At 35.4% G+C, this 23,062-nt stretch carries 16 protein-coding genes and 1 tRNA gene; 8 read left to right on the top strand and 9 right to left on the bottom strand.

Translation table 11 applies throughout. The features are described from left to right. The first annotated feature begins 215 nt into the window (after window positions 1-215). From NPY00_RS01650 to NPY00_RS01640, 3 genes are all read left to right on the top strand, one after another. Window positions 216-290: transfer RNA gene (locus NPY00_RS01650), tRNA-Glu, on the top strand. Between the two features lie 675 nt (window positions 291-965). Continuing rightward, window positions 966-2,180 carry an NADP-dependent isocitrate dehydrogenase gene (locus tag NPY00_RS01645; protein ID WP_269020300.1) on the top strand — a complete coding sequence of 405 codons (1,215 nt, stop codon included), beginning with the start codon at window positions 966-968 and terminating at the stop codon, window positions 2,178-2,180. A gap of 111 nt (window positions 2,181-2,291) precedes the next feature. Beyond that, window positions 2,292-3,734 (top strand): MFS transporter, encoded by a 1,443-nt coding sequence (locus tag NPY00_RS01640; RefSeq protein ID WP_269020299.1) that lies wholly within the window; start codon window positions 2,292-2,294, stop codon window positions 3,732-3,734. A 162-nt stretch (window positions 3,735-3,896) separates the two neighbouring features. Here NPY00_RS01640 and NPY00_RS01635 read toward each other — a convergent pair whose 3' ends face one another. The 7 genes from NPY00_RS01635 to ssb all read right to left on the bottom strand — a co-directional run bounded on the left by NPY00_RS01635 (window position 3,897) and on the right by ssb (window position 13,145). Beyond that, the gene (locus tag NPY00_RS01635) at window positions 3,897-5,108 is read right to left on the bottom strand and encodes an MFS transporter (protein ID WP_269020298.1); all 1,212 of its coding nucleotides are present in this window, start codon (window positions 5,106-5,108) and stop codon (window positions 3,897-3,899) included. A gap of 830 nt (window positions 5,109-5,938) precedes the next feature. Beyond that, the gene (gene tgt / locus NPY00_RS01630) at window positions 5,939-7,072 is read right to left on the bottom strand and encodes a tRNA guanosine(34) transglycosylase Tgt (protein WP_269020297.1); all 1,134 of its coding nucleotides are present in this window, start codon (window positions 7,070-7,072) and stop codon (window positions 5,939-5,941) included. Window positions 7,073-7,852: 780 nt separating this feature from the next. Next, a complete protein-coding gene (locus NPY00_RS01625) occupies window positions 7,853-8,365 on the bottom strand; it encodes a peptidylprolyl isomerase (protein ID WP_269020296.1) in 513 nt (170 codons plus the stop codon). A gap of 20 nt (window positions 8,366-8,385) precedes the next feature. After that, window positions 8,386-8,961, bottom strand: a complete 576-nt coding sequence (locus NPY00_RS01620; RefSeq protein ID WP_269020295.1) for a peptidylprolyl isomerase — start codon at window positions 8,959-8,961, stop codon at window positions 8,386-8,388. Next, window positions 8,951-9,469 carry a pantetheine-phosphate adenylyltransferase gene (coaD, locus tag NPY00_RS01615; protein WP_269020294.1) on the bottom strand — a complete coding sequence of 173 codons (519 nt, stop codon included), beginning with the start codon at window positions 9,467-9,469 and terminating at the stop codon, window positions 8,951-8,953. The genes NPY00_RS01620 and coaD overlap by 11 nt, the downstream gene beginning before the upstream one ends. 24 nt (window positions 9,470-9,493) lie before the next feature. Beyond that, the gene (gene gyrA, locus NPY00_RS01610; protein WP_269020293.1) at window positions 9,494-12,259 is read right to left on the bottom strand and encodes a DNA gyrase subunit A; all 2,766 of its coding nucleotides are present in this window, start codon (window positions 12,257-12,259) and stop codon (window positions 9,494-9,496) included. 367 nt (window positions 12,260-12,626) lie between these two features. Continuing rightward, window positions 12,627-13,145, bottom strand: a complete 519-nt coding sequence (gene ssb, locus NPY00_RS01605) for a single-stranded DNA-binding protein (RefSeq protein WP_269020292.1) — start codon at window positions 13,143-13,145, stop codon at window positions 12,627-12,629. A 186-nt stretch (window positions 13,146-13,331) separates the two neighbouring features. On the opposite strand from ssb, the gene uvrA reads away from it, so the two are divergent. The 4 genes from uvrA (at window position 13,332) to NPY00_RS01585 (ending at window position 19,020) form a co-directional block, all read left to right on the top strand. Then, window positions 13,332-16,244 carry an excinuclease ABC subunit UvrA gene (uvrA, locus tag NPY00_RS01600; RefSeq protein ID WP_269020291.1) on the top strand — a complete coding sequence of 971 codons (2,913 nt, stop codon included), beginning with the start codon at window positions 13,332-13,334 and terminating at the stop codon, window positions 16,242-16,244. A 288-nt stretch (window positions 16,245-16,532) separates the two neighbouring features. Then, entirely contained in the window at window positions 16,533-16,871 is a 339-nt protein-coding gene (locus NPY00_RS01595; RefSeq protein WP_269020290.1) for a P-II family nitrogen regulator, read from the top strand. Between the two features lie 54 nt (window positions 16,872-16,925). Further along, window positions 16,926-18,335 carry a type I glutamate--ammonia ligase gene (gene glnA, locus NPY00_RS01590; RefSeq protein ID WP_269020289.1) on the top strand — a complete coding sequence of 470 codons (1,410 nt, stop codon included), beginning with the start codon at window positions 16,926-16,928 and terminating at the stop codon, window positions 18,333-18,335. A 133-nt stretch (window positions 18,336-18,468) separates the two neighbouring features. Beyond that, window positions 18,469-19,020: a hypothetical protein gene (locus NPY00_RS01585; protein WP_269020288.1), complete on the top strand. Its 552-nt coding sequence runs from the start codon at window positions 18,469-18,471 to the stop codon at window positions 19,018-19,020. A gap of 13 nt (window positions 19,021-19,033) precedes the next feature. Here the strand turns inward: NPY00_RS01585 and NPY00_RS01580 are convergent, their stop codons facing one another. Beyond that, window positions 19,034-19,819: an ATP12 family chaperone protein gene (locus tag NPY00_RS01580; RefSeq protein WP_269020287.1), complete on the bottom strand. Its 786-nt coding sequence runs from the start codon at window positions 19,817-19,819 to the stop codon at window positions 19,034-19,036. A gap of 185 nt (window positions 19,820-20,004) precedes the next feature. Next, the gene (locus NPY00_RS01575) at window positions 20,005-20,988 is read right to left on the bottom strand and encodes an RluA family pseudouridine synthase (RefSeq protein WP_269020286.1); all 984 of its coding nucleotides are present in this window, start codon (window positions 20,986-20,988) and stop codon (window positions 20,005-20,007) included. Between the two features lie 223 nt (window positions 20,989-21,211). Between NPY00_RS01575 and NPY00_RS01570 the strand changes: the two genes are divergently transcribed. Further along, window positions 21,212-23,002 (top strand): glucan ABC transporter ATP-binding protein/ permease, encoded by a 1,791-nt coding sequence (locus tag NPY00_RS01570; protein WP_269020285.1) that lies wholly within the window; start codon window positions 21,212-21,214, stop codon window positions 23,000-23,002. Window positions 23,003-23,062 lie beyond the last annotated feature (60 nt).

Here is a 23,062-nt window from a genome sequence, read left to right as displayed (position 1 = left end):
AAATCCTGCTTCAATTATTGCTACACAAATATCAAAGTTTCTTATCAATTTTTACCATTGTTTATATATTTTCTTACCTTAGACTCTCTCTAATAATTCTATGTTATATTAACGAATTCAAAAATAATTTAATTAAAATGCATTTTTTTTAAAAAAAATCTTCTAAAAGACTTGCGAAGTAAAAAGATCCTCTCTATAAGCCTCATCAATGGTTTGCGCCCATCGTCTAGCGGTTAGGACATCGCCCTTTCACGGCGGAAACAGGGGTTCGATTCCCCTTGGGCGTACCACTTCATTTCATGATGAACTTAAGAGATTGATTTTAATCATCTTTTTAAATCAGAAATACATAAAATAGTTTTTTACTTTTATTCCTAAATTCACAAAAAGAATCTTCCGATTAATGTGTTTTCTTTTTTTCTAAGAAAAATACACTTAATAATGGGTTTTGCGATTCGACCTATTGAATGAAAAACTATACTCTTATACAAAGAATGATATTAGCAAATACGTATGCTATAAAACTTATTTTTACGGATAATATTGCAACGAGATAAACAGTTTAGTTTTTTTGACTGCCTTTGTTTAATGGAAAATGCAAAAATTAAACCAAATATTGAAAACTAAAAGAGAATATACATTTTAGTGCAGTTTTTACTTCTCGTTTTATTGTTCTCAATACATGCAAGTGAATAGCCATCTTACGGATTCTAACAATTTTAAAATATCGAAGCATTCCTATCTCCGATATCTTTTGTAGAACAAATAAAACAGCACAAAATAATATTGATCACAATTTTATCATCTTTTTTTAAAATAGAAAATTTACGCAATAGCTATTTACATTAAATTAAGTTACCCTTTTTATAAATTTTAACATCAATCTATTTTTTTTCTTTTCACTTTTCGTCGCAAAATCAAAAATGCTATAGAAATAACATTATTTAAATAAAAAAGGACTTCCAATGGCAAAAATCAAAGTAACAAATCCTGTTGTAGAAATCGACGGCGATGAAATGACACGTATTATCTGGCAATATATTAAAGATAAACTGATTCATCCTTATCTGGACATTGATCTTAAATACTATGATCTTTCTATCGAAAATCGAGATGCAACAAATGACCAAGTAACTATTGATTCTGCCAATGCTATTAAAAAATATGGAGTGGGTGTTAAATGCGCAACCATTACTCCTGATGAAGCACGCGTTAAAGAATTTAACTTAAAAAAAATGTGGAAATCACCAAATGGCACAATCCGTAATATTTTAGGAGGCGTCATTTTCCGTGAACCTATTATCTGCAGAAATGTTCCTCGCCTTGTTCCTGGTTGGACACAACCAATTATTGTCGGACGTCACGCTTTTGGCGATCAATACAAAGCAACAGACTTTAAATTTCCAGGCAAAGGAAAATTAAGTATAAAATTTGTTGGTGATGATGGTCAAGTTATTGAACATGATGTCTTTGACGCCCCCAGTTCAGGGGTTGCTATGGCTATGTACAATCTTGATGAATCAATCCGTGATTTTGCTCGTGCATCTTTCAATTATGGCTTACAAAGAAACGTTCCTGTTTATCTTTCAACAAAAAATACCATTTTGAAAGCATATGATGGACGTTTTAAAGATATTTTCCAAGAAATATTCGATACAGAATTTAAAGTTGAATTTGAAAGTCGTAAATTATATTATGAACACCGTTTGATAGACGACATGGTTGCTTCTTCACTTAAATGGTCAGGTGGCTACATCTGGGCATGTAAAAACTATGATGGTGATGTTCAATCAGATATCGTTGCACAAGGTTTTGGTTCTCTTGGCTTAATGACTTCTGTTCTTATGACACCAGACGGAAAAACTGTAGAAGCAGAAGCTGCGCATGGTACAGTAACACGCCACTATCGCCAACATCAAAAAGGGGAAGAAACATCAACAAATTCTATTGCTTCTATTTTCGCATGGACCCGTGGTTTAGCGCATCGTGCTAAGCTCGATAATAATGAAAAATTAAAAAACTTCACAAATACATTAGAAGAAGTTTGTGTTCAAACTGTTGAACAGGGTTTCATGACTAAAGACCTTGCTCTCCTCATTGGACCAGAACAAAAATGGCTTTCTACTACAGGTTTTCTTGATAAAATTGATGAAAACTTAAAGAAAACGATTATTAACTAAAACATTTAAATTTAAAAAACTTTGCCAAGAAAAGATTAGCCTTCTCTTGGCAAACGCAAGCAAGTTCCTTATAAATGGAAAAAGTTCAACCTTTTAGTAAATATAAAAATAGTGAAAAAACAAAGCTGGTCTGCGCTTTTATCTGGTACGAACGGTATTCGTTCTTTAGCATTTGCAGGTGGTGTGGCTTTACATGCCATTAATGTTTATATTATTATTACTATCCTACCTACCCTTATAAACGATCTGAATGGCGAGCAATATTATTCTTGGGTGGCATCTATTTTTATCATCGCCTCACTCATTGGTACTATACTTGCAACAAAAATGTTAGGAACAATGGGGCCGCGTAAAGCTTATGCTATCGCGTCACTTACCTTTATATCTGGCACCTTTATGTGCAGTATCGCTCCCAATATGCTAGTTTTTCTAATAGGACGTTTTATTCAAGGTTTTGGTAGCGGTTCTTTGTTATCTTTATCCTATTCTATAGTTCGTATTATTTTTACTCCACCCTTATGGTCACATGCATTAAGTATTATCTCTGGAATGTGGGGAATATCAACATTGTTAGGACCAGCTATCGGTGGAATTGCTGTACAATACAATGCGTGGAGAGTATCTTTTGGGATAGTTGGCTTTTTAGCTGTAATTTTCTTATTTATAACTCTTAAAGTTTTACCAAAAGAAAATAAATCTGAGATTTCAACACCTCCACTTCCTTTTTTGCAGCTTCTCATACTTACTTTACTCATTTTTACCATTTCCACTGGGAGTGCTATGAATTCTACATACGCCCAATTATGTGGTTTAGGAATTGGGATTTTTCTTCTTTTTATTTTAGCAAAGATTGAATCATCCACACTTTACCCTATGTTGCCTCATAAAACTTTCTCTTTTTCCTCTGAATTTTTCTTCCTCTATTCCTTAATCCTTATCATAAGTGCTGTTGGATACACTATAGAACTATACTTCCCACTCTTCCTTCAAGAACTTCATAAAAAAGATCCGCTTATTGCTGGTTATATGACAGCGTTAACAAGCTTTGGTTGGACATGCGGATCCTTATCAAGTGCTGGTGCATCTGCAAAAAAAATTCGTATTTTTGTTATATGTTCTCCTCTATTAAATATTTTAGGTGTAGGTATTCTTTTATGGGTTATTCCAACAGTAGATTCTTCACTTGGATATACTTTTATCATTTGTCTAACTTTATTTTTTATCGGAATTAGCTCTGGTATAGTGTGGCCTCATCTTTTAACGCGAATATTAAAATGTGCGAGCAACAAAGATGCATTACGTGCAAGTGAATCTTTAACTTCTGTACAGTTATTCTCAACAGCCTTAATCGCAACATTAACAGGAATAATCACTAATCTTTCTGGCCTCTTCAATCCTGGAGGAATAACAGGAATGATCTATGCTGCAAAAGTTCTTTTAATTGTACTTATTTTTCTCTTATGTTGCCTTGGTATTCCTTTTTCTTTGCGTGTTTCTCACAAAATGTCAAAAAATCCAACTGGGCAACCTACTACCAGTACATTCATAGAATAAAATAGCTTTACTAAATAGCCTTCAATACTCAACACAAGAAGCTATCAAAACAACGACCTCATAAAAAAATTGTTTTTTATAAGATACTTGAAAAACGATGAGAACCAATAATTATCAAAACAAACTTTCTCTGAAAAAGCATTTACATAATTAAGAGCAATACTAATCACGCTTTTCTACATACCATGAAAAGCAATAAATCAATAATCCACATAAAGTCACAAGACCGCCAAGAATAGCAGTATATTCATAACTATAGCCTAATTTTAAAATCCACGCGCCAGATTCTGCTCCGAGAGCATTTGCAACATTAAAAGCAGATTGCATCAATGCTCCTGCTAAAGTTTGCGCGTGCATAGAAACATCCATAATTTTTGTCTGGATAGAAGGCATCGCGGCAAAAGAAGTTCCAATAAGAAAACACCCCAATGTTGCTGTTAATGGAGCTTGTGACAAAAAGAAAAATATAAAAAAAACAAATGCACTCCAAAGCATAGCCCAAAATATTAAAATAGAAGAACCAACTTTAATTGCAAGTTTAGGACCTAAAAAATTTCCAATCACCATGCCAAGCCCAATTACAGGCAGAATCAATGGCACCCAATCAAGCGAAATACCAGAAACATAAAGAAGTGTTGATTTAATATAAGTAAGAACGGAAAATAATCCCGATGCACCAATTGAAACCATTGCTAAAAGAAACCACACTTGCTTATTCGTCAAAGCACTTAATTCACGCAGAGGACTAGTTTGCGGAATACTAAAAATAGAAGGTAAAAAAATCCAAATAAGCAAACAACATAGTAAAGCAATAATACCCACAAAGATAAAAGCAATTCTCCAACCAATGAGTTGACCAACCCAAGTCGCACCTGGCGCTCCAACAAGTGTCGCAACTGTAAAACCAAGCATAACACTACCAACAGCTTTTGCACGTTCATTCATCTTTACCATTGAAGATGCAACCATACTTGCGATTCCAAAATAAATGCCATGTGGAAGACCACTCATAAACCGCAATGTTACTAAGAAACTAAAATCAGAAAAAAAAGCAGTCAAAATATTTGCTAAAGCATAAAAAAACATCAATCCAATCAAAACAACTTTACGAGATAGTCTAGCTGTTGCAATAGCTAAAACAGGCGCTCCAATCACAACACCCAATGCGTAAGAAAAAATGTATTGACCTGCTACGGGGATACTCACACATGAACTCTGCGCCATTTCTGGCTGTATACCCATTGCAACAAATTCAGCTGTTCCAATAGCAAAACTCCCAATGGCAAGAGATAGTATCCCTAAATTCCGTATTTTAAGGTTAGTTTCAACAAGTGCTAGAGAATTGTGCTCACGAGAGATTTCTATTTTTGCCATTGCTCTATAGTCACATATGAATTTCGACTATTGATAATATATACAAACAAATTCATCATATTCTTATATCAATCTCTCATATTTTCTAACACTATTTCCCAAATATCTCGCATAAAATTCAATGTCTACGATTTTTACCAATTCAGGAATGAACAACAAAAAATATTTGTTATACATCAATAATTTACATCAACATTTTTTGTTATTTTTTTCAATTAACAGTAAAAAAACATCTCAGCACAAATACCAACTATCAAAAAAACAGAGCAATATATTGCTGCAAAATATCACTTCAACTATTATTTGCTCATGAACTACAAATATAAAACATTTTATGTAAACACCTACAATTTTTATTACTATTTTCACCTATAATTGCATGATTATTTAACACACACAGTAAAAATATATGATCTGCGAACTATCTCCATAAAGTCAGTAAATCACATTAGAAATTTTATCTTTCAAGATCAGCTTTACTGTAAAAATACAGTCATCACATACACTTTTATTTTTATTATCTTTTACAAAAAATATAAAATACTTCACAAAAATGAATTTTTAACCTTTTTTTAAAGAAACACTAACAACTCATTAACATTATTAGTCTAAACAATCAGAACGAAAATGTTTCTCTCCGGATCAGGTAGTGCGTACCGGAGTAAACATTTTTACTGAAGACAACTGATATCTATCAAGAGTATTGAGTATTTATTTTTAAAAACAACGCAACTTATGCTTTTTAAAAAAACAATCTCAATAATTTGTAATACTTATAATTTTCTATCCAAGAATACGTTTAACAGTATTACAAAAAAACAATAAATTTGTTAGTTGGGAAATGCTTTATCACCCTGCAACCACAAATCTCTCGTTTCAGAGCAAAAGTCTGCATAACATCCTTCTTCAATAGCATTGCGAATACCTTGCATAAGCTGTTGATAATAAGAGAGATTATTCCATGTTAACAGCATACCACCTAAAGATTCACCAGATTTAATTAAATGATGTAAATAAGCACGACTATAATCATAAGCAGCAGGACAAGATGACAATGGATCAAGAGGGCGTTTATCCTCTGCATAACGTGCATTGCGCAAATTGATTTTTCCAAAACGCGTAAAGGCTAAACCATGACGCCCAGCACGAGTTGGCATAACACAATCAAACATATCAATGCCTCGAGCTACACTTTTTAAAATATCATCAGGCGTTCCAACCCCCATAAGATAACGCGGTTTATCTTCTGGTAAAATTGGACAAGTAATATCTAATATAGCCGTCATCACACTTTGAGGTTCTCCAACTGCAAGCCCTCCAATAGCATAACCCTTCAGATCCATTTCTTTTAATGCTTGGGCAGAATATTCTCGCAACTTCGTATTATCTCCACCTTGCACAATACCAAACATAGCTTTGTCTGGCTGATCACCAAAAGCTGTTTTACAACGCTGCGCCCAACGTAATGAAAGCTCCATAGCGGCTTCTATTTCTCTCTCACTTGCGGGTAAAGCAATACACTGATCCAATTGCATTTGAATATCAGAGTTAAGAAGACTCTGAATTTCAATAGAACGCTCCGGACTCATTTCATAATACGCGCCATTAACATAAGAGCGAAAAATAACACCTTGCTCTGTAATTTTACGGATTCCTGCCAGAGACATAACCTGAAATCCTCCAGAATCTGTTAAAATAGGTCCATGCCAACGAGAAAACTCATGTAATCCTCCTAAACGCGCAACACGCTCAGCCCCTGGACGGAGCATTAAATGATAAGTATTTCCTAAAATGATATCAGCACCAAGAGCACGTAGCTGATCCATATACATGGCCTTAACAGTTCCTGCTGTTCCAACTGGCATAAAGGCAGGTGTACGAATACACCCACGCCCCGTAATAATTTCACCTTTCCGGGCATATCCATCTTGAGCAATTTTTCTATAACAAAATTTTTTTATCATTATTTTTGTTTTCTAAATTTCATAAATTCGTTACCGCTTACAAAAATAAAAACACTTCTATTTTGATTGCAACATCACAAACAAAACGTATTTTTAATTTTTTGGATTCTTGAATAAACATAAAAAAATAGAATAAAATCAACAAAATTTTTATCAAGAAACCAAGATAGTAAAACAATCGCCTGATATGATAATAATATTGATAATACTAGAGATAATCCAAAAACGTCTTTATTTTTTACAAAATCCTATACAAAAATAGAATTCTTGTTACGACATCAACCTTAAAATTATGCATCATTTACCATCATCAATCTATCAAGCGTTTTGGATATTAATATGCATTTTATGCATCATGCATATTTTCATATTTGTAAATAAAAAATTACACCCCGTATCTCATGAAAACAAAGTGCCATAAAAATATATTTTCTATTCTAAAATCATTCGTAGTTGGTAATATAACACAAGCTAAAAAAGATATATTTTTAAATTAATGGAAACTATTCAGCACAACAAAAAAATTTATTATTGTGCCGAAATAATTCGAAGTTACAAAATTAGGATATTTTCTCAACAAAACTTTGAAAAATTGTAAATGTAAAAATTTTATAATATTTAAGTTTGAACAATACGCCCTCAAGACCAAATACTTTGCCATGGCAAAAAAAGTCTCAATATAGCCAATTGCTTTTTAAATAAATCTATATATTTCAAAGATATACAATCTACATAAATAATTGCATGCCTCAAAAATAGCTATAAGATTATACTTCTACATCATTTTACAGATGAAGCAATCGTAGCTTTGATAATGGTATCAGGATCAACAACAGGCTCACCTTTCTTAATTTTATCAATATTTTCCATACCCTCAATAACTTGACCCCATATAGAATACTGGCGATCAAGCCAAGGAGCATCGGCAAGACAAATGAAAAATTGAGAGTTAGCAGAATTTGGATTTTGGCTACGAGCCATAGAAACTGTACCACGTTTATGAGGAAGATTAGAAAATTCTGCTTTTAAATCTGGTTTATCTGACCCTCCCATCCCTACACGAGATGTATCAAATTTCTCACCGTCTTTTTTTCCAAATTTTACATCACCTGTTTGAGCCATAAAATTATCAATAACACGATGGAAGACGACATTATCATAAGCACCTTCATTAACGAGCTCTTTAATACGAGCAACATGACTAGGTGCTAAATCAGCAAAAAGTTCAATGAGCACTTTTCCTTTTGTTGTTTCAAGAATTAAAGTATTTTCTGGATCTTTAATTTCAGCCATGCAATTACTCCTTTGGTGTATTATTCATCACTTTGTAAAGTGGCAGCATTGATAACATCAGGATTTGTTACAGATCCATTATTGTCTATAGTGCCTGCTTTAATTTTATCTACAACATCCATTCCTTTTATAACTTCCCCAACAACAGTATATTGACCATTTAAAAAAGAAGCATCATCATAACAAATGAAAAATTGCGAATTTGCTGAATTAAAATCTTGAGCACGTGCCATTCCAACAGTACCACGTCTAAATGGTTGTTTTGAAAATTCTGCCGGTAAGTCAGGATAGTTTGACCTCCCTGTACCAACGCGTCTAAGATCAAAATCAACACTACCCTTTTTTCCAAACTTCACATCACCAGTCTGCGCCATAAACCCCGGAATAACGCGATGAAAAACAACGTTATTATAAGCCCCTTCTTCTGTTAACTTTTTGATTCGAGTAACATGTTGCGGTGCAAGATCAGGGCGTAAACGAATAATGACATCACCGTTTTCAAGAGATAAAACAAAAATGTTATGATTATTTGCCATCACATTAAAAGAAAAGAAACAAAGAATACATGTTACAAAAGCAAAAATTCTAAGATGCACAATCATTCTCTCTTGAAAATTTAAATTTTAAGTGTAAGGCCTCTGCAACATTCCGAGGGACAAAAGGCAACACATTTCCTCCCATAGATGCAATTTGACGCACTAACGTGGAAGTAATCGCACGACCAGAAACACTTGCTGGCAAAAAAACAGTTTGCAACTCAGGTGCCATAATCCCATTCATTCCCGCCATTTGCATTTCATAATCAAGATCCGTGCCATCACGCAAACCGCGGATAAGAAATGAAGCTCCGATTTCACGCGCTTTATCAATCAAAAGATTATCAAATGCAATAACCTGCAATCGGTCAGAACTCACATTTAATAAATCTTTTCCTACCTGTGTAATTAAATCAACCCGTTCTTCAAAACTAAATAATGGCTGTTTCCCAGTCTGTATACCAATAGCCATTACAACTTTATTGGCTAAAACCAAACTGCCTCTCAAAACATCAAGATGACCGTTGGTAATAGGATCAAAAGAACCTGCATAAAGAGCAATTGTCACTATTTCACTCCGATATTTGCAGAGTTAGTTTGCTTCATCAACATCAATTGTATCAGCATTTTTTTCATTATTATCATCATCTTCAGGTTCAGAAATGCGCTCAACGGATACAACTTTTTCACCTTTTGCCGTATTGAAGATTGTTACTCCTTTGGTTGAACGACCAGCTATACGAATACCACCAACGGGAACACGAATAAGCTGACCTCCATCTGAAACTAACATAATTTGATCTTGTGGCTCTACTGGAAAAGCTGCAACTAATTTGCCAATCTCAACCGTTTTAGATAGATCGGTTGCACGAATCCCCTTTCCACCACGTCCAGAAATACGAAATTCATAAGAAGAAGATCGTTTTCCATAGCCAAATTCACTAACAGTTAAAAGCATTTGCTCACGTGCACTCAGTTCTGCATAACGCTCATCTGTCAACTCCGTTTCAGACCCCTCTTCTCCTTCATCAGTAATTGAAATATCTTCAGCATCAGCATCAGTTGCTCGTCGCTCACTTATCACACGCTTCATGTAAGCAGAACGCTCAGCTGAAGTTGCTTCAACATGCTCCAAAACAGTCATTGAAATAACTTTATCACCATCAGCTATATTAATACCGCGAACGCCTATAGAATTACGACCGACAAACACACGAACATCAGCGACAGGAAAACGAATACATTGTCCATTAGCCGTTGTAAGAACAACATCGTGATGTTCTGTACAGGTCTCAACAGAAAGGATTTCATCGTCTTCTTCATCAAACTTCATAGCAATTTTACCATTACGATTGACTTGAACGAAATCCGATAATTTATTACGACGCACTGTTCCACGCGTCGTTGCAAAAATGACATCTAATTCGCTCCAACTCGTCTCATCTTCTGGCAAAGGCATAATAGTTGTGATGCGCTCACCTTGTTGCAAAGGCAAAATATTAATTAAAGCACGCCCACGTGATTGCGGCGTTCCAACAGGAAGACGCCAAACCTTTTCTTTATACACAATTCCACGTGATGAAAAGAAAAGAACAGGTGTATGCGTGTTAACCACAAACAAACGAGTTACAAAATCCTCATCTTTTGTGGACATCCCTGAACGTCCTTTACCACCGCGACGCTGAGCACGATATGTACTCAAAGGAACGCGCTTTATATAACCTCCATGACTAACCGTCACCACCATATCTTCTGGTGCGATTAAGTCTTCATTATCCATATCTACACTACCCACACCAAAGACAGTACGTCGAGGTGTTGCAAATGACTCGCGAAGGATACTCAATTCACCTTTAATAATTTCCATAATTCGCGAACGCGATCCCAGAATCTGAAGATATTCAGTAATATCTACGCCTATTTTATTTAATTCATCTGCAATTTCATCTCGTCCAAGCGCCGTTAATCTTTGCAAACGCAAGTCTAAAATAGCTCGTGCCTGTTCTTCAGATAAACGATAAGTATTATCTTCATGAATCACATGACGCGGATCATCAATAAGCTTGATCAAAGAGGCAACATCTGCAGCTAACCAACGCCGCTCCATTAATTGCATACGTGCAGTCTGTGGATCTGGTGCCTTACGAATTAAGGCAATAACTTCATCAATATTAGCAACTGCAATCGCAAGACCAACCAAAACATGTGCACGCTCACGCGCTTTACGCAACAGATATTTTGTGCGCCGACTTACAATTTCTTCGCGGAAAGAAACAAATGAACGCAATATATCCAATAACGTCATCTGCTCAGGTTTTCCTCCATTCAGTGCAACCATATTGCATCCAAAAGAAGCCTGTAGTGGCGTATAACGATAGAGTTGATTTAAAACAATATCAGCAATTGCTTCTCTCTTAAGCTCAATAACAACTCGATACCCATCGCGATCAGATTCATCTCGTAAATCAGAAATTCCTTCAATGCGTTTATCACGTACCAATTCAGCTATTTTCTCAATCATTGTTGCTTTATTAACCTGATAAGGTATTTCGCTTACAACAATTGCTTGTTTATTATTGCGAACTTCTTCGACATCAACCTTTGCGCGCATAATAATCGAACCGCGCCCTGTTTCATAAGCCGAACGAATACCTGAACGACCAAGAATAATACCTCCTGTAGGGAAATCTGGGCCAGGAATAATATCAATTATTTCATCAAGTGTTATGTGAGGATTATCAATTAATGCAATACAGCCATCAATAACTTCACCAAGATTATGAGGAGGAATATTGGTCGCCATCCCGACAGCAATTCCACCCGATCCATTGACCAAAAGATTAGGGAAACGCGCAGGCAAAACCACAGGCTCACGCTCACGGCCATCGTAATTATCTTGGAAATCAACAGTGTCTTTATCAATATCGCTTAAAAGATCTTCTGAAATCTTTTCTAAGCGACATTCTGTATAACGCATTGCCGCAGGCGGATCACCATCAACAGAACCAAAATTTCCTTGCCCATCAATGAGCGGATCACGCAAAGAAAAATCCTGAGCCATACGGACTAATGCATCATAAATTGAAGCATCCCCATGAGGATGAAATTTCCCCATAACTTCACCAACAACACCCGCTGATTTACGATAAGGCTTATTAAAGGCAAGCCCCATCTCATTCATCGCATAAAGAATACGTCGGTGAACAGGTTTAAGACCATCACGCACATCAGGGAGCGCACGCGATACAATGACACTCATCGCATAATCGAGATAAGAGCGCTGCATTTCTTCAACAATATTGATGGGTTCAATACCGTTTGGCGCATCATGTTCTGGTAGTGGAGTAAAATCAGTCACAGTTTCAATGCTTTCAAAAAAGAATCATTTTAAGCTTTTATAACGAAAAACATGTAAAAACGCTAATTTTACCTCATGAATAAGGTAAGAATTTAACAATAATTCTCAACATGTTATTTATTTTTCATTATAATCTACAACTAAAACAAACAGAATTTGCTCACTATTAAACTAAAAAACTTAAACTATTATCTACACAATTATAAAAAACACTTTTAATTCTACTCTCACAATGACTAGCACACTTTCGCATTTTATTGACATATTTCACGGAGTATCAATCTTAAAAAAATCATCGTTAGACCAGAAATCATTGCTTTTTCCAAAAAAAACTCAAACAAATAACAATCACAGTTAATAAATTAGATTAAAAAGGAATATCGTCATCTAATTCTCTAGAAAATCCCCCCTCTGATTGAGTATTAGTTTGTCCCAAAACATCTCTTTGATCAGAACCGCCATTACTAAAATTACCTCCACTATAACCACCGCCTGACTGATTGACACTCTGCATTTGTTCTCCCATTCCTCCTCCACGGCTATCAAGCATCTGTAATTCACCACGATATTTCTGTAAAACAACTTCTGTAGTATAGCGGTCATTACCATTTTGATCTTGCCACTTACGAGTTTGTAACTGACCTTCAATGTAAATTTTGCTTCCTTTTTTTAAGTATTGCTCTACAACTTTAATAAGATTTTCGTTAAAAATAACAATACTATGCCACTCTGTGCGCTCTTTACGTTCATTCGTATTACGATCACGCCAACTTTCTGAAGTAGCAATACGCAAATTTGCTACTTGATCTCCAGAATTCAAGCGCCTGATTTCAGGATCCGCTCCAAGATTACCAATCAACATAACTTTATTAAGGCTACCAGCCATTGCAGAAACTCCAAAATTCTAAACTATAAAAATTACAAAAAATAGAAAAGTTGTTCTTTTTATTCTTTCTTTCACAGAATTCGCATTTTATCACCATACTAGAACAATTGAATCCATTGTAATTGCAAAAAAATAACTTTATCTCATATTTAGTATCTAATTTATCATATACGCCAAGGATTCAATATGCCTCATCAGAAATACATTGCCATTCGCGGCGCACGTGAACATAATCTCAAAAATATCAATCTGAATCTTCCACGTAACAAATTGGTTGTTATAACGGGGCTTTCTGGTTCTGGCAAATCATCTTTAGCTTTTGATACAATTTATGCTGAAGGTCAACGTCGTTATGTAGAAAGCCTTTCTGCTTATGCACGCCAATTTCTAGAACTCATGAAAAAACCAGACGTTGATCAAATAGATGGTCTTTCTCCTGCTATCTCCATCGAACAAAAAACAACAAGCCACAACCCACGCTCAACCGTCGGCACTGTTACTGAAATTCATGATTACATGCGTCTTCTTTTCTCTCGTGTGGGGACTCCTTATTCACCCGTTACAGGTTTACCTATTGAAAACCAAACTATTAGCCAAATGGTTGATCAAATTATGGCTTTACCAGAAGGTACACGAATTTTTATTATGGCACCTTTAGTAAGAGGACGAAAAGGTGAATATAAAAAAGAACTCGCAGAACTGTTAAAAAAAGGATTTCAACGTGTCAAAATTGATGGAAAATTCTATGAAATTTCCGATACTCCCTCTCTTAATAAAAACTATAAACATGATATAGACATAGTTGTTGATCGTATCGTTGTACGAAATGACATAACCTCTCGCCTAGCTGACAGTTTAGAAACTTGTTTACAATTAGCAGATGGAATTGCAATTGCTGAAATGACAGATCAACCTTTAATACAACAAGATACATTAGGAGAATCTGCCAATAAATCAAAAAATGAAACTCACAAACGAATCGTTTTTTCAGAAAAATTTGCTTGTCCTGTATCCGGATTCTCTATTCCTGAAATTGAACCACGTCTCTTTTCATTTAATAACCCTTTTGGTGCTTGTCCTGTTTGCGATGGACTTGGAACCAAAGTGACTATTGATCCCTTAAAAATTATTCCCAATGAAAATCTCACTTTAAAATCAGGGGCAATTATTCCTTGGTTAAAATCATCATCTTACTATGATCAAATTTTAGAAGCCTTAGGAAAAGCTTATGGATTTAATCTCACTGACAAATGGTGCGAGCTTTCAAATGAAGCAAAAAATTCCATTTTATATGGAACAAAAACAAAAGAAATTTCGCTGATTGCCAAAAATGGTGAACACTCTCATACAATAACTCAACCTTTTGAAGGTATTATCCCAAATATGGAACGCCAGTGGAAAGAAAACGATTCCATACGATCCCGTGAAGAAATTGAACGCTACATGTCATCTTCTCCATGCCCAGCCTGCAAAGGATATCGCTTAAAACCAGAAGCATTGGCTGTTCAAATTCATGGAATGCATATTGGACAAGTATCAGAACTTTCTATTTCAAAAGCAGAGGATTGGTTCGCAAATGTTGACCAATATCTAACTGAAAAACAGCAGAATATTGCAACGCGCATTTTAAAAGAAATTCGCGACCGTCTAACATTTTTAAAACATGTTGGACTTGAATATCTGACTTTATCCAGAAACTCTGGAACACTTTCAGGAGGAGAGAGTCAACGTATTCGGCTAGCATCTCAAATTGGCTCCGGTCTTACAGGTGTCCTTTATGTTTTAGATGAACCCTCTATTGGGTTACATCAACGAGACAATGAACGTCTCTTAGAAACATTACGCCATCTACGCGATCTCGGAAACACAGTTATTGTCGTTGAACATGATGAAGATGCTATTCTCACTGCTGACCACATTGTTGACATTGGTCCCGCAGCAGGAATTCACGGTGGAGAAGTCATAGCTCAAGGTACACCACAAGAAATCATAGATAATCCATCCTCACTCACAGGGCAATATCTTTCAGGGAAAAAGAAAGTTATGACTCCTGCTCAGCGGCGCCCAATCTCAAAATCTAAAGTTCTTAAAGTAATTGGTGCTCGAGGCAATAATCTTAAAAATATCAACGCTGATATTCCTCTTGAAACGTTCACTTGTATCACTGGAATTTCAGGTGGAGGAAAATCAACATTCCTTATTGAAACTCTTTTTAAAGCTGCATCTCAACATCTTATGGGAGGGTATCAAAAACCAGCAAGTTATGATAAAATTGAAGGATTAGAATTTATAGACAAGGTCATTGATATTAATCAATCACCCATTGGACGCACTCCACGCTCTAACCCAGCAACCTATACTGGCGCTTTTACTTCAATACGCGATTGGTTTGCCGAACTTCCAGAGTCAAAAGCACGTGGATATAAAGCAGGACGTTTTTCTTTTAATGTAAAAGGCGGACGTTGCGAAGCGTGTCAAGGTGATGGTGTTATCAAAATTGAAATGCACTTTTTACCAGATGTTTACGTTACTTGTGATGTGTGCCAAGGAAAACGTTATAATCGAGAAACTCTAGAAGTTAAATTTAAAGGAAAATCTATTGCTGATGTTCTCGATATGACTGTTGAACAAGCAGAAGATTTTTTTCAAGCTGTCCCTGCTATTCATCATAAAATGAAAACTCTCGTTTCTGTTGGTCTCGGCTATATTCAAGTCGGACAAAGAGCAACAACACTTTCTGGCGGAGAAGCTCAACGCGTAAAACTCGCAAAAGAACTTTCCCGAAAGACAACAGGGCGGACTCTTTATATTTTAGACGAACCAACAACCGGTTTACATTTTCATGATATTTCTAAACTTCTTGAAGTGCTTCATAAACTTGTTGATCAAGGAAATACTGTTGTTGTTATTGAACACAATCTTGAAGTCATTAAAACAGCTGATTGGATCATTGATCTAGGACCAGAAGGAGGAGATGGAGGTGGTGAAATTGTTGCCATTGGTCGCCCAGAAGATATTATTAACGTCCCCAATTCTTATACAGGAAAATTTCTCAAAGAACTTTTACAGCGTCGACCTTTGCATCATTCACAAACTTAAGTAAAGCATAAAATGACTCAACACATAGTGTGTATGTAAAAATAAAATGACACTTGTAACTGTATTATTTTTATCCTTTGCAAAATATATAACCTTTTTGTATGATACAAAAATGATTTTATTTTCTATCTCCATGAACTCTCTTTAACAAAAACATACACTGTCACGTTACATTTATCCACTCCGTGCACAAAATTTTGTCAGCACATCTCATACTTGTAAATATGTATTGCGAATAGGACACAGAACAGCTTAAAAAAGCAAAATAACATTGGAGACAATTTTAAAATGAAAAAAATTGAAGCCATTATAAAACCTTTCAAACTTGATGAAGTGAAAGAAGCTCTTCAAGAAATTGGTCTACAAGGTCTCACCGTAACAGAAGCAAAAGGTTTTGGCCGTCAAAAAGGACATACAGAACTTTACCGTGGAGCCCAATACGTTGTTGATCTTCTTCCCAAAGTCAAAATTGAAATTGTTGTTGCCGATGAAATTTTAGAACAAGCCGTTGAGGCAATACGCAAAGCAGCTCATACAAAACACATTGGAGATGGAAAAATATTCATTTCTCCCATTGATAATGCTATCCGTATCCGTACTGGAGAAACGGGAATTGATGCTCTTTAAATATTTACAAATTTTCCCTTTTACATTTATCTCATTCCAATAAGGAAATTGAATATGACAACCGTATCAGATATTCTTAAACAAATTACAGACAATGATATACGCTTTGTTGATTTACGTTTTACAGATCCACGAGGGAAGTTACATCATGTCACAATGGATGTAGCCGAAATTAGTGAAAATACATTTTCTGACGGCGTCATGTTTGATGGTTCTTCAATCGCTGGATGGACAACGATTCATGAATCTGACATGGTACTGATGCCAGATTCTCAAACAGCTCATATTGATCCATTTTTTGCTCAATCTACTTTAATCATATTTTGTGATATCATTGATCCTGTTTCTGGAGAATTTTATAGAAAAGATCCGCGTTCTATTGCAAAAAGAGCTGAAGCTTATGTAAAATCTTTGAACATTGCCGATACAATTAATGTAGGCCCAGAAGCAGAGTTTTTTATCTTTGATGATGTCCGTTATAAAACAGATCCCTACAATACAGGTTTTAAACTCGATTCAAGTGAACTCCCATCAAATGATGATACCGAATATGAAATGGGAAATCTTGGTCACCGTCCACGTATGAAAGGAGGTTACTTGCCCGTTCCTCCTATTGATTCTTGTCAAGACATGCGTTCTGAAATGCTAACGGCATTAACAGATATGGGGGTACGCGTTGAAAAACATCATCATGAAGTTGCAGCAGCTCAACATGAACTCGGTATTCGATTTGATACGTTAGTTCGCGAAGCGGATAAAATGCAAATTTTCAAATATGTTGTGCATCAAATCGCGAACAATTACGGAAAAACAGCAACTTTTATGCCAAAACCAATCTTTGGAGATAATGGTTCAGGAATGCATGTCCATATATCGCTTTGGAAAGATGGCCAACCAATCTTTGCAGGCAATGAATATGCCGGGCTATCAGAAACTTGCCTATTTTTTATCGGTGGTGTCATTAAACATGCAAAAGCAATCAATGCATTCACAAACCCTTCCACAAATTCTTATAAACGTTTAGTTCCTGGTTATGAGGCTCCTGTTCTTTTAACATATTCCGCACGCAATCGCTCTGCAGCTTGCCGCATTCCATTTAGTTATTCACCAAATTCAAAACGTGTAGAAATTCGTTTTCCTGATCCAACAGCTAATCCGTATTTAGCATTTGCAGCAATTTTAATGGCAGGTCTTGACGGCATTAAAAATAAAATCCACCCTGGACAACCTATGGATAAAGATCTTTACGACCTTCCTTCAAAAGAACTTAAAGAAATTCCAACAGTTTCAGAAAGTTTGCGTGAAGCACTTGAATCTCTTGATAAAGATCGCGCGTTTCTTAAAGCCGGTGATGTCTTTGATGATGATCAGATTAATTCTTTCATCCAACTGAAAATGCAAGAAGTTCTACGTTATGAAATGACACCACATCCTGTAGAATTTGATATGTATTATTCTGTTTAAAAAAATAAATTGTCCTATTTAATTTAAAAATGGAGAGTAAATCTCCATTTTTAATGTGTGTTATTTGCTTTAGAAAATAATAATATTTTGTAAATATAGTTTAATTTATTCAAGTCAATTATCAAGAGCTCCAATGTGCAAAATTCATCTACTCTTATCTACTCTTATCTGTTTTATTTTTCTTGTATCAAATGTCCAAGCCAATACAATTACCGATGAAGAATTTAAAGTTTTAGAAAAAGAAACTTTTGCTTACAGTAAAGCACTTCAAGAAGCTGACGCAAATGCCATATTAAAAGCAATTCCTCCCCAAATTATCGATGCCTTAGCTGAGAAAAAAAATCTGAGCAAATTACAATTTCAAAAAATCATCAAAAATCAAATAGAACAAATAGCTAAAAATTATAAAAAAATTGAAGATATAAAAATTGATCAAACACAGAAACGTGCAGGAAAGTTTGATAATGGCATTCCCTATTTTCTTATCCCTCTAGAATTTACAATTAGAACAAATGATGAAAAAAAACACTCTATTAAAACCGAAATCATTGCTCTTTTTGAAAATCACCATTGGTATTTTATTCGTAACAATAATGAAACAACGTTACATCTAATCAATGAAGCGTTTCTTAAATCTAAAAAAGTAGAAGCAACATCTTCTCACATGATACTTATGCATAAGTAGAAGAAAATTTTATTTATAAACAAGTAACAATCATCATCGAGGCTGCATCGAATTCAGCTTTCTTATAAGTTCGGCGCGTTATAACTTCCTCATCAACACCCCACTGCTCCATCGCCCAATCTTCATCTAAATGTGCAATAGCCCAAGCTTTATCTACATCAATTTTCTTTTCTGCAACAGAAAAAGCAATGAGAGCAGAACCCGTTAAAGTCGTCATGCTATGAAGAGCCGCAAGCACATAAGGAGATTCCACTTTGCGTAAATAAGTGCTAACTGCTTGAATGGCCTCTCGTGGTTGTTCAATATGCACAAGCCCTTCTGCTAAATTAAAACGTGCACCAATCTTTTCTTCTGCCCAATCAAGTAAAAAATCCCACTGTTCGCATTGTCTCTGTACCAATTCTTTTGGTGTTTGAGCACGATAAAAAACCATATCACAAGCAGCAAAGCGCAATAAATCTTCAAAAATAACTTGCATATCATCAACAACACCATCAACAACAGTATTAACAAGACGTGTTATGGGCATTTTTGCTGGATCAATGACTTTTTTCTGAATATCAAATTCCTGTGCGACTCGTTCAGCAAGTGCTTCTGTAGGAACACACAGATGGCGTTTTGCAGGTGTTTTTACTGGATTTCCATCCAATAATATGGAAAATCCATTTTCTTTTAACAAAACACTTACTTCTTGATAAAATCGTTTAGGTAAAGATTGACGTAAAAAATCTTGACTCTTGTCGTGAATAGGAGACTCTTGATTAGAAGGCTGGTCAAAATTATATAAAATCTCGCGCATATTTCTTTACTCACAATACTTTCAATAAGTTATAAAATTTTATAAAAATAAAATTCATACCAACTGGTCGAGGAACAAACATCTCATAATCATAAAATTATCTCTATTTTCTGTCTATCAAAAACAATTCTTTAGAAAACAAAGTATTTTTAATGATGTGCACACTGTCCTTTTTGTCCATGCACCTACTCTATATCTCCATCAGTTTCATCAAAAGCCAAAAGATTAAAACTTTGTACCATATGAGGTGGTAACGGTGCAGTAATATCTAATACTCCTCCCGAAGGATGAGGAATACAAATCCGGCGTGCATGAAGATGAAGACGATTTTGGATTCCTCCCGGCAAAGTCCAATTACTATCAGAAAAAAAATATTTTGAATCTCCAATAATTGGATGATTTATATGTGCGGCATGTACACGTAATTGATGTGTTCTTCCCGTATAAGGCTCCATTTCAAGCCACGAGAGAACACGTCCTCGTGTTTCTAAAACACGATAATAAGAAACAGCATGACTCGAATCTGGATCCCCATGTTCACAAACGCACATTTTATCACCTTGTGTCGTCGTTTCTTTAATGATGTATGTTGAAATTTTATCTTGTTTCTTTCTAGGAACACCTCGAACCAGCGCCCAATAAATCTTTTTTGTTTCTCGTGCTCTAAAAGAAGCTGTCAAAGCCTGTGCAGCTCCTCGTGATCGAGCAACAACAAGAACACCAGATGTTTCGCGATCAAGCCGGTGAACAAGTCGAGGTTTTTCACCTTTTTTATTGCGCCATGCTTCAAGCATACTATCAACGTGACGCGTCAATCCAGAACCACCTTGTACAGCTAAACCTGCAGGTTTATTGAAAACAAAAACTTTTTTATCTTCATAAAGAAGCATTTTTTTTAAAATAGCTCCATCATCTTTGTCATTCATAATTTTATCTGTTACAGGAAAACTTTCTTTACTATCGACAAATAAAGGAGGAACACGGATAGATTGTCCTATAACAAGGCGCGTATCCGTTTTAACACGCCCACCATCGATCCGTATCTGTCCAGAACGCAACAATTTTTGCAAATATCCAAAACTCAGTTCTGGATAATGCACTTTGAACCAGCGATCTAAACGCATACCATTTTCATCTGGATCAACTTTTTTTATTTCTATACCTGCCATGATAATTCTCTTACCATATAATTTTCTTTATCTATCGGTTTTTTCATCTGATCTTTTCTTCATAAATAACATCAAAAATATATCCTGTAGACTTAACTTTATCACACAGCATTACAGTTCGTATCAAAAGTTGCATTTTCATATCGTATAAATTTCATTAATTCAAAGGCAACCACAAAGAATTAACAATCTTGAATTGCGATAATTGTTGGAGAAATCGTCCGTGTCTTTATTTAAAACTTACGTTCGTGTTCTTTCTTATTTAAACAAAGAAAGAAATACATCTCTTTTAATCTGTATGGCTAATGTTATATTGGCCATTATTACAATTGCAGAACCTATTTTATTTGGACACGTCATTGATGCAATTGCCAACAAATCAGATATCATCTTAACTCTTGTTACTTGGGTATGTTTTGGAATTTTTAATATTATTGCTTATGTCCTTGTTGCGCGCAGCGCTGACCGTTTAGTCCATAGATGCCGCTTAACTGTTTTAACGGAATCTTTCGAACGCATCATTGCTATGCCATTAATTTGGCATCAACAACGTGGAACTTCAAATGCTCTCCATACACTTTTACGGGCGATAGACTCTATGTCAAGCATATGGCTTGATTTTATGCGCCAACATCTTTCAACATTTGTTGCATTATTCGCTCTTATTCCTATCGCTTTTAATATGAACTGGCGCCTTTCTGTTGTCTTAGCTGTTCTTGCCATAACCTATATATTGATTGCACGTTTGGTGATGCAAAAAACAAAAGATGGACAAGCCGCTGTAGAACGTTATCACCACAATCTTTTTGAACATGTTAGCGATTCAATTTCTAATGTTTCCATTGTACAAAGTTATAACCGGATAACAGAAGAAACCTTAGCTCTTCATCAACATACAAGCGATCTTTTGAAAGCACAAAACCCAGTTTTAAATTGGTGGGCTCTTGCTAGTGGGCTCAATCGAATGGCTTCTACTCTTTCAATAGTATGCGTTCTCATCCTTGGTGCCTTTTTTGTTACAAAAGGTCAATCGCATATCGGTGAAGTTGTTGCATTTGTCGGTTTTGCTCAACTCATGATTAGCCGTCTTGATCAAATTAGTGGTTTCATTAATTCAGCTATAACTTCACAAGCAAAATTACAAGATTTTTTTGCAATGGAAGATTCAACCTTTCATAGTAATAAACTTGATAATCTCCCCTCCCTCAAAAATGTTAAAGGTGAAATCCAATTCCATAACGTAACCTATAAATTCCCCAATTCCTCTCAGGGTGTCTTCGACATTTCATTTAAAGTAAAAACGGGGCAAACAGTGGCGATTGTTGGACCAACAGGCGCTGGAAAAACAACATTAATTAATTTGTTGCAACGCGTATATGACCCTACTCTCGGATACATTAGCATTGATGGAACAAATATACATTCTGTTAATTGTGAATCTTTACGTAAATCTTTAGCAACCGTGTTCCAAGATGCCGGTCTTTTCAACCGTAGTATACGTGATAATATTTCTGTAGGCAGAGCAAATGCAACAGATGAAGAACTCTATAAAGCTGCAAAAGCTGCTTCTGCACATGATTTTATTTTGAAAAAAAGCCTTTGTTATAATACACTTGTTGGGGAACGAGGAACAAAATTATCAGGTGGAGAAAGACAACGATTAGCGATCGCACGAGCTGTTTTAAAAGATGCTCCCATTCTTATTTTGGATGAAGCAACAAGCGCACTTGACGTTGAAACAGAAGTCCGTGTTCAAGATGCCATCGATTGCATAAGCAAAACTCGAACAACTTTTATTATAGCACATCGTCTTTCAACAATTCGCAACGCAGATCTTATCCTTTTCTTAGATCAAGGACGTTTAATTGAAAAAGGTAATTTTCAAGAGTTAATCAATAAAAGAGGGCGTTTTTACAGACTACTTAAAACTGGAAACCTAGAAAACAATCTCCAAATAAAAAAAGAAGAAGAAAACGAATGCGTAATTCCCCTACGAAAAACTATTGCATCATAAGCTTCACTCTTGCCAATATTTTTTAATTATTAAAGTGTTAATTACAAAATAACATTTTCA

This window comes from Bartonella sp. F02 (genome assembly GCF_026929975.1).
Taxonomy (GTDB): domain Bacteria; phylum Pseudomonadota; class Alphaproteobacteria; order Rhizobiales; family Rhizobiaceae; genus Bartonella.
The sequence above is the reverse complement of the archived record's forward strand: the minus strand, read 5'-3'. Positions and strand labels throughout refer to the sequence as shown.

Coding starts and splice junctions, on each gene's coding strand:
- NPY00_RS01645 (WP_269020300.1), top strand. CDS start 966: ATGGCAAAAATCAAAGTAACAAATCCTGTTGTAGAAATCGACGGCGAT.
- NPY00_RS01635 (WP_269020298.1), bottom strand. CDS start 5,108: ATGGCAAAAATAGAAATCTCTCGTGAGCACAATTCTCTAGCACTTGTT.
- tgt (WP_269020297.1), bottom strand. CDS start 7,072: ATGATAAAAAAATTTTGTTATAGAAAAATTGCTCAAGATGGATATGCC.
- NPY00_RS01625 (WP_269020296.1), bottom strand. CDS start 8,365: ATGGCTGAAATTAAAGATCCAGAAAATACTTTAATTCTTGAAACAACA.
- ssb (WP_269020292.1), bottom strand. CDS start 13,145: ATGGCTGGTAGCCTTAATAAAGTTATGTTGATTGGTAATCTTGGAGCG.
- uvrA (WP_269020291.1), top strand. CDS start 13,332: ATGCCTCATCAGAAATACATTGCCATTCGCGGCGCACGTGAACATAAT.
- NPY00_RS01595 (WP_269020290.1), top strand. CDS start 16,533: ATGAAAAAAATTGAAGCCATTATAAAACCTTTCAAACTTGATGAAGTG.
- glnA (WP_269020289.1), top strand. CDS start 16,926: ATGACAACCGTATCAGATATTCTTAAACAAATTACAGACAATGATATA.
- NPY00_RS01585 (WP_269020288.1), top strand. CDS start 18,469: ATGTGCAAAATTCATCTACTCTTATCTACTCTTATCTGTTTTATTTTT.
- NPY00_RS01580 (WP_269020287.1), bottom strand. CDS start 19,819: ATGCGCGAGATTTTATATAATTTTGACCAGCCTTCTAATCAAGAGTCT.
- NPY00_RS01575 (WP_269020286.1), bottom strand. CDS start 20,988: ATGGCAGGTATAGAAATAAAAAAAGTTGATCCAGATGAAAATGGTATG.